Origin of the sequence: Mycobacterium sp. (assembly GCF_035653355.1) — a bacterium.
Lineage (GTDB): Bacteria > Actinomycetota > Actinomycetes > Mycobacteriales > Mycobacteriaceae > Mycobacterium.
Genome location: NZ_DASRBZ010000225.1, coordinates 1 through 8,178, shown reverse-complemented (window position 1 = coordinate 8,178; position 8,178 = coordinate 1). Strand labels below are relative to the sequence as shown.

Below are 8,178 nucleotides of genomic sequence, written 5' to 3'. Positions count from 1 at the left end.
AGATCGTGATTCCTGCGGTGGCCGGGCGCGTCGACGACGTGCCACCGGGACTCGTCATACCGAGCCCGCAACCGATCACCACGACCGCACCGACTACAACACGGACTCGCTAAGGCCTTCTAGCAAGTCACTCGGACGCGCCGGCAAAAAAGATTGTAAGTACTTACTAACCGTGTTAGGCTCGCTGGACACACCCAGGGAGGCGCCGTGAGCTACGACGTGATCATTCGCGACGGCTTGTGGTTCGACGGCACCGGCCGTTCGCCGCAGCCGCGCACGCTCGGAATCCGCGACGGCCTGGTCGCAGCGGTATCAGCCGAACCGCTGGATGAGACGGGCTGCCCGGAAGTGATCGACGCGGCCGGCAAGTGGGTGGTACCGGGCTTCATCGACGTGCACACCCATTACGACGCCGAGGTGCTGCTCGACCCGGGATTGCGTGAATCGGTGCGCCACGGCGTCACCACCGTGCTGCTGGGAAACTGTTCGCTGTCAACGATTTACGCCGATGCGGCCGACGCAGCCGATCTGTTCAGCAGGGTCGAGGCGGTGCCACGCGAGTACGTGCTCGGCGCGCTGCAAGCCGAGAAGACCTGGTCGACGGCCGCCGAATACGTTGCGGCACTTGATGACCTGCCGCTGGGGCCGAACGTCGGCTCGCTCATCGGCCATTCGGATCTGCGGACTGCGGTGCTCGGCCTGGGCCGGGCCACCGACGACAATGCACGGCCGACCGACAGCGAATTGGAGCGGATGTCGGCGTTGCTGGACGAGGCGCTCGATGCAGGGCTACTGGGTATGTCGGGGATGGATGCGGCCATCGACAAACTCGACGGCGACCGATACCGGTCGCGTGCGCTGCCGTCGACATTCGCGACCTGGCGGGAACGGCGCAGGCTGATCGAGGTTTTGCGCAGTCGAGGCCGAATCCTGCAAAGCGCACCCAACGTAGCCAAGCCGTCATCGGCGCTGCTGTTCTTCTTGTCCAGCAGCCACATGTTGGGGCGCCGTAAGCCTGTGCGGATGAGTCTTCTGGTGTCGGCGGACACGAAGTCGGCGCCCGGGGCGGTGTATGCCTTCGGGCCAGGGACGCGGCTGCTCAACGCGGTGCTGGGCTCGCAGATTCGGCTGCAGCACCTGCCCGTACCGTTCAAGCTGTATTCCGATGGAATCGATTTGCCGGTCTTCGAAGAGTTCGGCGCAGGAACCGCAGCATTGCACCTGCGCGACCAACTCAAGCGCAACAAGCTGCTCGCTGATACCGATTACCGGCGCGGATTCCGCCGCGAATTCGACCGCAAAAAGTTTGGACCAGCCTTGTGGCATCGCGACTTCCATGACGCGGTGATTGTCGAGTGCCCTGATAAGTCATTGATCGGCAAGAGCTTTGGGGCGATCGCCGACGAGCGCGGCGTGCATCCATTGGATGCGTTCCTCGACGTGCTGGTCGAAAACGGTGAGCGAAATGTCCGGTGGACGACCACGGTCGCCAATCATCGGCCCAAGCAGCTCAACAAGCTTGCCGCAGAACCCAGTATCCACATGGGTTTCTCCGATGCGGGCGCGCACCTGCGCAATATGGCGTTTTACAACTATCCGCTGCGGCTGCTCAAGCGCGTGCTAGAGGCGCAGCGCGCAGACACTCCTTTTCTCAGCGTCGAGCGCGCGGTGTATCGGCTGACGGCCGAAGTGGCCGACTGGTTCGGGCTGGATGCCGGCACGCTGCGCCGGGGCGACCGCGCGGATTTTGTGGTCATCGATCCGGCTGGTCTAGACGAGTCGGTGGACGGCTACTACGAAGAGCCGGTTGAGTTCTATGGGGGCTTGCGGCGCATGGTCAACCGCAACGATGCAGCTGTCGTCGCTACCGGTGTGGGCGGCGCGGTGGTGTGCCGACACGGCCAGTTCCGCGACGGCTACGGAAAGACGATCAAGTCCGGCCGGTTCTTGCGCGCAGCGGCCCACCAACAGCAGCAAGGGGCACACGTCTGACATGGCGAGAACTCAGCAGCAGCGCCGCGACGAAACCGTCGCCCGACTGCTCGACGCCAGCATCGCAACCATCGCCGAGATAGGGTACGCGCGAGCATCAGCTGCGGTAATCAGCAAGCGCGCCAAGGTATCCGACGGCGCGCTGTTTCGTCACTTCGCCACCATGGGCGACTTCATGGCGGCCACGGCAAATGAGGTCTCACGGCGACAGCTGGACTTGTTCACCAAGCAGGTCGCCGAAATACCGGCCGACAGGCCACCTTTGGAGGCGGTGCTGACCATCCTTCGCGACCTCACCCGTAATCCGACGAACGCGGTGTTGTACGAACTGATGGTCGCTGCGCGCACTGACGAAAAGCTGAAGAAGACTTTGCAAAGCGTCCTCGAGCAGTACAGCGCGAAGATCTACGACGTCTCCCGGGCGCTGCCTGGCGCCGATAGCTTTCCGGAAGACATTTTTCCCGCAGTGGTTGCCATGGTCGCTAACACATTTGACGGCGCGGCCATCGTGCAAGCAGTGCTGCCCCAACCTGACATCGAAGCGCAGCGGATACCGCTTCTGGTATCGCTACTCGACGCGATAGCCCAAGTGCCGGGCGACGATTGAGCTGAGCCGAGTCTCAGGACAGCCCCATCCAGACCAAATGCACCCGCGTCCCGGTATGCCAGGTGTGGAGTTTCGCGTGGTCTGCGAGCGACTTCATCAACGGAATGCCGCGGCCCCGCAACCGGGAAGCTGGCGCCGGATCCACAGTCGGCCAATGCCACTTGCCCTCATCGCTTACCGTGACGGACAAGCGGTCAGATTCGCGGGTTGCGGACACCTCGACGCTGCCCGTCTCGGGTCGGCCGAGATACGCGAACTCGACGGCGTTGGCGGTGGCTTCGTAGACGGCTAAGACCACGTCGTTGACCCGCTCGTCGTCGGGCGCGAAGTGGTGCGCAAGCCAATTTCTGAGTTCGGTTCGCATCTGTGCCGCAGCGACGGGGTCAGCATCGAAGTGCGCTCTCAGGAGCCTTGGTGACTCCTCGACGCAGCGAATTGCTGGCTCACTGGACTGGTTCATGTGACATGCCGACCCATACGGGGCAACGGTCATGCATCAACGAGGCCGCTCAGCGCATCGTCCAGAGTGCGGTACAGCGCGATGATCTGGTCGAGTCCTAGCAGGGTAAGCGGCCGGTGGGTGGCCGCTCCGTCGGCAACGACGCCGAATCGACGGGACTGACCGATGCTGTCGCTGGCTGCGACGAGGGCGCTGATACCGGCGGAGGCAAGAAAGTCGACGTTGGACAGGTCGACGATGATGCCGGATGGGGCTTTGGCGAGCGCGGAGTCGATTGCCTGCGCCAAGGACGGAGCGGTCAGCATGTCGACGCAGCCGCTCACGGATACGACGGCCAGGCGATCAACCCACGTTTCGTCGACGTTGATATCGCTCTGGCCGGGGCGGGGGGCAGCAGTAACGTTGTGGTGGTTGGCCATGGTGAGTCCTCGTGTTCCTGCGCGCGCCTACGGCGCCTGTGAATCAGCGAAAGGTTCAGTAAGGGCTGTTGGCCTCAACCCACGGGAGCGTCGACGTGTCGACGCGATGCCGGCTAGCCGCATTCGGCTACTGCAGAAGTGCATGCAACGGCATTGGCCAGACTAGCCCAGCACGCCTGTGGCCGCAGAAGGCAGGCCCGGCGTGGTTGACGTCGATCGGCTACAGCGCGCCGATGGCCGACTGGGAGCCTTGTGCAAATCCCCAGTCGAGTAGGCCGGCGGCCTGGTCCCAGTAGGTGGGCCCGCCGTCGTGCACCAGGCCGTACATCATGGCGATGACCAGGCGGCGTCCATTGCGGGCAGCGGCCCCGACGAACGTCTTGCGGGCGGCGTTGGTGAATCCGGTCTTGCCGCCGATCGCGCCCGGGTATCGCTGCAGCAGCTCGTCTTGGTTGACGATCTGGCGCTCACCATTGTCGCTGGGAAATGGCGCCGACGGCTCCGCGGTGATTTGGGCGAAGAGGGGATTGGCCATGGCTGCCCGGAAGATGGCGGCCAGGTCATGCGCGGTCGACCAGCCGGAGCCGCCCGGCCCGTCCAGACCCGATGGAGTGGCTGCCTGGGTGTTGGCCGCACCCAACGCGGCGGCCTTGGCGTTCATCTTGGCCACGGCGGCCTGCTGGCCGCCCAGCATGTGGGCCAGCGTGTTGGCCGCATCGTTGCCCGACACCAGTAGCAGGCCGTCGAGCAGCTGACGCGTGGTGTAGGTGTGTCCCGGTTTGACGCCGACGCAGCTGCACTCCACCTCGGTGTCGGCGGCATCGGCGACGACGGTCGAGTCCATGTTCAGCTCGTCCAACGCCACCAGCGCCAACAGCACTTTGATCGTGCTCGCCGGCGGGTGGCGCACGTTCTCGTCGCGGGCGGCGAACACCTGCCCGCTGTCGAGATCAGCGACGATCCAGGTCTGCGCCGGGCCGTCGGGAATCGCCACCGACCCCACCGGCTGAGTACTGGCGTCGGCCGAAGCGGTGGGCGCGTGCCATCCGACCACGGCGGCGAACGCGACAGCGAAACAGGAGACAAGCTTTCGCATGGTCGCTGAGCGTAGCCTTCAGTGCCGGATCGTGTTCAATCAATTCCCATGTTGAGCCAGGCCGAAATCTCCGACCGATTAGAGATCCAGCAGCTGCTGGTCGACTACTCCACCGCCATCGACTCGCGTCGATTCGACGACCTCGATGAAGTGTTCACCCCCGATGCCTATATCGATTACAGCGCTTTCGACGGGATAGTTGGCCGCTACCCGGAGGTCAAGAAGTGGCTGGCCGAGGTTTTGCCGAACTTCGCCAACTACGCCCACATGCTGGGGTTGCCGTCGATCCGCATCGACGGCGACACCGCCACGGCGCGGACCTTCTGTTTCAACCCGATGGTGTTCGGCGGCGAAAAGCCCAACACCATGCTGCTGGGCCTGTGGTACGACGATGAGTTCGTGCGCACGCCGCAGGGCTGGCGGATGAGCCGCCGCGTCGAGGCCAAGTGCTTCGACCGGACTCCCTGACGCCCAGTGACTGGATTTCGACGGGGCGGGACTGCTCTGGCACAATTGGCGGCTGTCCGCCGCGTGACTTGCCTTTTTAGGTGTCGCCCGGCGAGACAGACACGCGAGGCAAAACCGGACCCTGGCATCCCGCCACGGTCGCTGAATTGCAGCGTGACACCCACAGGAGAATCCGCTTAACCATGGCTGTAAAGATCAAGCTCACCCGGCTTGGCAAGATCCGCAATCCCCAGTACCGCATCGCGGTCGCCGACTCACGCACCCGCCGCGACGGCCGCGCCATCGAGATCATCGGCCGCTACCACCCCAAGGAAGAGCCGAGCCTCATCGAGATCAACTCCGAGCGTGCGCAGTACTGGCTGTCCGTGGGCGCTCAGCCCACTGAGCCGGTTTTGAAGCTGCTGAAGATCACCGGTGACTGGCAGAAGTTCAAAGGAATCCCGGGCGCCGAGGGCAAGTTGAAGACCCGGGCACCGAAGCCGAGCAAGCTTGAGCTGTTCAACGCCGCGCTCGCCGCCGCCGAAGGTGGGCCTGCCACCGAGGCCGCGACACCGAAGAAAAAGGCCCCGGCCAAGAAAGCCGCGGCCAAGAAAGCCGCTGAGGCCGACAAGACGGCCGAGCCGGACAAGGCTCCTGACCCCGAGCAGGCCGCTGAGCCGGTGACGGACGAGAAGGCGGAGCAGCCGGCCGCGGGCGCCGAACAGAGCGAAGCGGCGACCGAGAGTTGAGTGGCGCGATGAGCACCGTCGTCGTCGACGCGGTCGAGCATCTGGTCCGCGGCATCGTCGACAACCCCGACGATGTCCGGGTCGACATGGTGACCAATCGGCGCGGCCGGACCGTGGAAGTGCACGTGCACCCCGATGATCTCGGCAAGGTGATCGGCCGCGGGGGACGCACCGCGACCGCGTTGCGCACACTGGTCGCGGGTATCGGCGGCCGCGGCATCCGCGTCGACGTGGTGGACACCGACCAGTAGCGGAAACGCAAGGCTGATGGACCTGGTGGTCGGGCGCGTGGCGAAAGCGCACGGCGTCACCGGCGAAGTCGTCGTCGAAGTACGCACCGACGAGCCCGACACTCGGTTCGCCCCAGGATCGGTATTGCGCGCCAAGGGATCTGACGATGAGCGCAGCTATGTTGTCGATGCGGCCCGGCCGCACGGCGGGCGACTTTTGGTGCGGCTGGCCGGGGTGGCCGACCGGGATGCGGCCGACGCGCTGCGCGGCAGCCTGCTGGTGATCGACTCCGCAGACCTGCCGCCGATCGACGACCCGGACGAGTACTACGACCATCAGCTGGAAGGTCTTCGGGTGCGCACGATTACGGGGCAGGATATCGGCACCGTGGCCGAAGTGCTCCACACCGCCGCCGGTGAACTGCTGGCAATCAACCGCGGCGATGCCGGCGAGCTGCTGGTGCCGTTCGTCAGCGCGATAGTGACATCGGTGTCGCTGGACTCTCGCACTGTCGAGATCGACCCGCCCGAGGGCCTGCTGGAGTTGGGAACCTAGTGCGTATCGACGTTGTGACGATTTTCCCCGAGTACCTCGATCCGCTGCGACAGTCGTTGACCGGCAAGGCGATCGAATCGGGCACGGTCGAGCTGAATGTCTACGACCTGCGGCGCTGGACCCACGACGTGCACCGTTCGGTGGACGACACTCCTTACGGCGGCGGTCCCGGAATGGTGATGAAGGCGCCGGTTTGGGGCGAAGCCCTCGATGAAATCTGTTCGAGTCAAACGCTTCTCGTTGTGCCGACGCCCGCGGGTGTGCTGTTCGACCAGGCTACCGCGCAGCGCTGGAGCAGCGAGGCGCACCTGGTTTTCGCCTGCGGCCGCTACGAGGGCATCGACCAGCGGGTCATCGATGACGCTGCCCGCCGGATGAGGGTCGAAGAGGTTTCGATCGGTGACTATGTGTTGCCGGGCGGGGAGTCGGCGGCGCTGGTCATGATCGAGGCGGTGCTGCGGCTACTGCCCAATGTCTTGGGCAATCCGCTGTCGCACCAAGACGACTCGCATTCCCGCGGCCTGCTGGAAGGGCCCAGCTATACCCGCCCGCCGAGCTGGCGTGGTCTTGACGTGCCCGAGGTGCTGTTGTCCGGTGATCACGCGCGCATCGCGGCCTGGCGCGAGCAGGCCTCGCTGCAGCGCACCCGCGAACGGCGTCCGGATTTGCTCGACTAGCGGCAGGTGCGCTGCGTCGAGTGTGCAGCTAATAGGCGAGAATTCGGCGAATCCACGCCCATAACCTGCACGGTCGGCGCGATCAGATGCGACCGGCCGGGAAAATAGTCTTGACGGCTTTGGTGATCGTGTCTCGCGCTGTGACATCGTCAGAGGGCTGCAGCGACTCGACCACCATGACATAGCGGCTGTCCGGGCCGACCACTCCGGTCGACAGGTGCATCCAGTCCTCGCCGATACAGCACATCCAGCCCTGCTTGACGGCAACCGGTTCGGCATACAGACCGTCGGGGATGCCGAACCGCTGCGGGTAGCCGTCGACTCCGGTGGGCGTCGACCGGGCGAGGTCGTCGACGATGATCTTGGCCCGCTCGGGCGGCAGGCCGCCGGCGCCGTCGAGCAGCATCCGGTAGTAGCGAACCAGGTCGGTTGTCGAGCTGATGGTGTTCCACCAGCGCCCGTCGCTGGGCGGTTGCGTAGCGGTGAGCCCATAGCGGCTCGCGACCTGGCTGATGACCTGCTCGCCGCCGGATTGGCTCCAGAATTTCTCCGCGGCGTCGTCGTCGGATGACTGCAGCATGGCGTCCAATGAGCTGCGGTCGTCGGCGGATAGCGTGGTCCTGCCCTGGGACTCTTGCAGCAACAGTTCGTCGGCGATGAACAGCTTGGCGACCGATGCTGTGGCGATGACCTCGGTATTGCCGCTGGCGACCAGCTGGTTGGTGGCGCGGTCGAGCACCGCAACTGAGAGGGTGGCGCCGTCGGCGGCGGCTTGTTCGCTGGCCTGCTGGATCCGGGCTTGCAGTCCGCCCAGCGGCCCAACATGTGCCAGTTGAGGCGGGACGACCGACTGGACCAGCGGTGCAACCGGGGTGCTGCGCCGCGGTGACGGCTTGCCGGGCGATGCGCCGTACACCTTCGCCTCGCAGCCGGCCACCAACGTCA

The 8,178-nt window shown here is 65.0% G+C and carries 11 protein-coding genes; 7 read left to right on the top strand and 4 right to left on the bottom strand.

Going from position 1 to position 8,178, the window contains the following annotated elements:
* Positions 1–207 precede the first annotated feature (207 nt).
* Both VFA16_RS07605 and VFA16_RS07600 read left to right on the top strand, forming a co-directional pair.
* Positions 208–1,992 carry an amidohydrolase family protein gene (locus VFA16_RS07605; protein ID WP_324967225.1) on the top strand — a complete coding sequence of 595 codons (1,785 nt, stop codon included), beginning with the start codon at positions 208–210 and terminating at the stop codon, positions 1,990–1,992.
* A gap of 1 nt (position 1,993) precedes the next feature.
* Positions 1,994–2,599: a TetR/AcrR family transcriptional regulator gene (locus tag VFA16_RS07600; RefSeq protein WP_324967224.1), complete on the top strand. Its 606-nt coding sequence runs from the start codon at positions 1,994–1,996 to the stop codon at positions 2,597–2,599.
* A 13-nt stretch (positions 2,600–2,612) separates the two neighbouring features.
* Here VFA16_RS07600 and VFA16_RS07595 read toward each other — a convergent pair whose 3' ends face one another.
* The 3 genes from VFA16_RS07595 to VFA16_RS07585 form a co-directional block, all read right to left on the bottom strand.
* Positions 2,613–3,059: an ATP-binding protein gene (locus tag VFA16_RS07595; protein ID WP_324967227.1), complete on the bottom strand. Its 447-nt coding sequence runs from the start codon at positions 3,057–3,059 to the stop codon at positions 2,613–2,615.
* Positions 3,060–3,088: 29 nt separating this feature from the next.
* Positions 3,089–3,478, bottom strand: coding sequence for an STAS domain-containing protein (locus VFA16_RS07590; protein ID WP_324967223.1), 390 nt, complete (start codon positions 3,476–3,478; stop codon positions 3,089–3,091).
* A gap of 220 nt (positions 3,479–3,698) precedes the next feature.
* Positions 3,699–4,574 carry a D-alanyl-D-alanine carboxypeptidase family protein gene (locus VFA16_RS07585; protein WP_324967221.1) on the bottom strand — a complete coding sequence of 292 codons (876 nt, stop codon included), beginning with the start codon at positions 4,572–4,574 and terminating at the stop codon, positions 3,699–3,701.
* Positions 4,575–4,622: 48 nt separating this feature from the next.
* Between VFA16_RS07585 and VFA16_RS07580 the strand changes: the two genes are divergently transcribed.
* From VFA16_RS07580 to trmD, 5 genes are all read left to right on the top strand, one after another.
* Positions 4,623–5,042, top strand: coding sequence for a nuclear transport factor 2 family protein (locus VFA16_RS07580; protein WP_324967220.1), 420 nt, complete (start codon positions 4,623–4,625; stop codon positions 5,040–5,042).
* Positions 5,043–5,224: 182 nt separating this feature from the next.
* A complete protein-coding gene (rpsP, locus tag VFA16_RS07575) occupies positions 5,225–5,770 on the top strand; it encodes a 30S ribosomal protein S16 (RefSeq protein WP_324967219.1) in 546 nt (181 codons plus the stop codon).
* Positions 5,771–5,778: 8 nt separating this feature from the next.
* Entirely contained in the window at positions 5,779–6,021 is a 243-nt protein-coding gene (locus tag VFA16_RS07570) for an RNA-binding protein (protein WP_029114920.1), read from the top strand.
* Between the two features lie 16 nt (positions 6,022–6,037).
* A complete protein-coding gene (gene rimM, locus VFA16_RS07565; RefSeq protein ID WP_324967218.1) occupies positions 6,038–6,556 on the top strand; it encodes a ribosome maturation factor RimM in 519 nt (172 codons plus the stop codon).
* On the top strand, positions 6,556–7,233 hold the full coding sequence (gene trmD, locus VFA16_RS07560; protein WP_324967217.1) for a tRNA (guanosine(37)-N1)-methyltransferase TrmD: 678 nt from the start codon (positions 6,556–6,558) through the stop codon (positions 7,231–7,233). The genes rimM and trmD overlap by 1 nt, the downstream gene beginning before the upstream one ends.
* Before the next feature lie 82 nt (positions 7,234–7,315).
* Here the strand turns inward: trmD and VFA16_RS07555 are convergent, their stop codons facing one another.
* A complete protein-coding gene (locus VFA16_RS07555) occupies positions 7,316–8,173 on the bottom strand; it encodes a hypothetical protein (protein ID WP_324967226.1) in 858 nt (285 codons plus the stop codon).
* Between the last annotated feature and the right edge of the window lie 5 nt (positions 8,174–8,178).

What these genes read in the sequence shown, in the direction of transcription:
- rpsP (WP_324967219.1), top strand. Translation starts at nt 5,225, where the DNA reads ATGGCTGTAAAGATCAAGCTCACCCGGCTTGGCAAGATCCGCAATCCC.
- VFA16_RS07585 (WP_324967221.1), bottom strand. Translation starts at nt 4,574, where the DNA reads ATGCGAAAGCTTGTCTCCTGTTTCGCTGTCGCGTTCGCCGCCGTGGTC.
- VFA16_RS07580 (WP_324967220.1), top strand. Translation starts at nt 4,623, where the DNA reads ATGTTGAGCCAGGCCGAAATCTCCGACCGATTAGAGATCCAGCAGCTG.
- VFA16_RS07595 (WP_324967227.1), bottom strand. Translation starts at nt 3,059, where the DNA reads ATGAACCAGTCCAGTGAGCCAGCAATTCGCTGCGTCGAGGAGTCACCA.
- VFA16_RS07600 (WP_324967224.1), top strand. Translation starts at nt 1,994, where the DNA reads ATGGCGAGAACTCAGCAGCAGCGCCGCGACGAAACCGTCGCCCGACTG.
- VFA16_RS07590 (WP_324967223.1), bottom strand. Translation starts at nt 3,478, where the DNA reads ATGGCCAACCACCACAACGTTACTGCTGCCCCCCGCCCCGGCCAGAGC.
- rimM (WP_324967218.1), top strand. Translation starts at nt 6,038, where the DNA reads ATGGACCTGGTGGTCGGGCGCGTGGCGAAAGCGCACGGCGTCACCGGC.
- VFA16_RS07570 (WP_029114920.1), top strand. Translation starts at nt 5,779, where the DNA reads ATGAGCACCGTCGTCGTCGACGCGGTCGAGCATCTGGTCCGCGGCATC.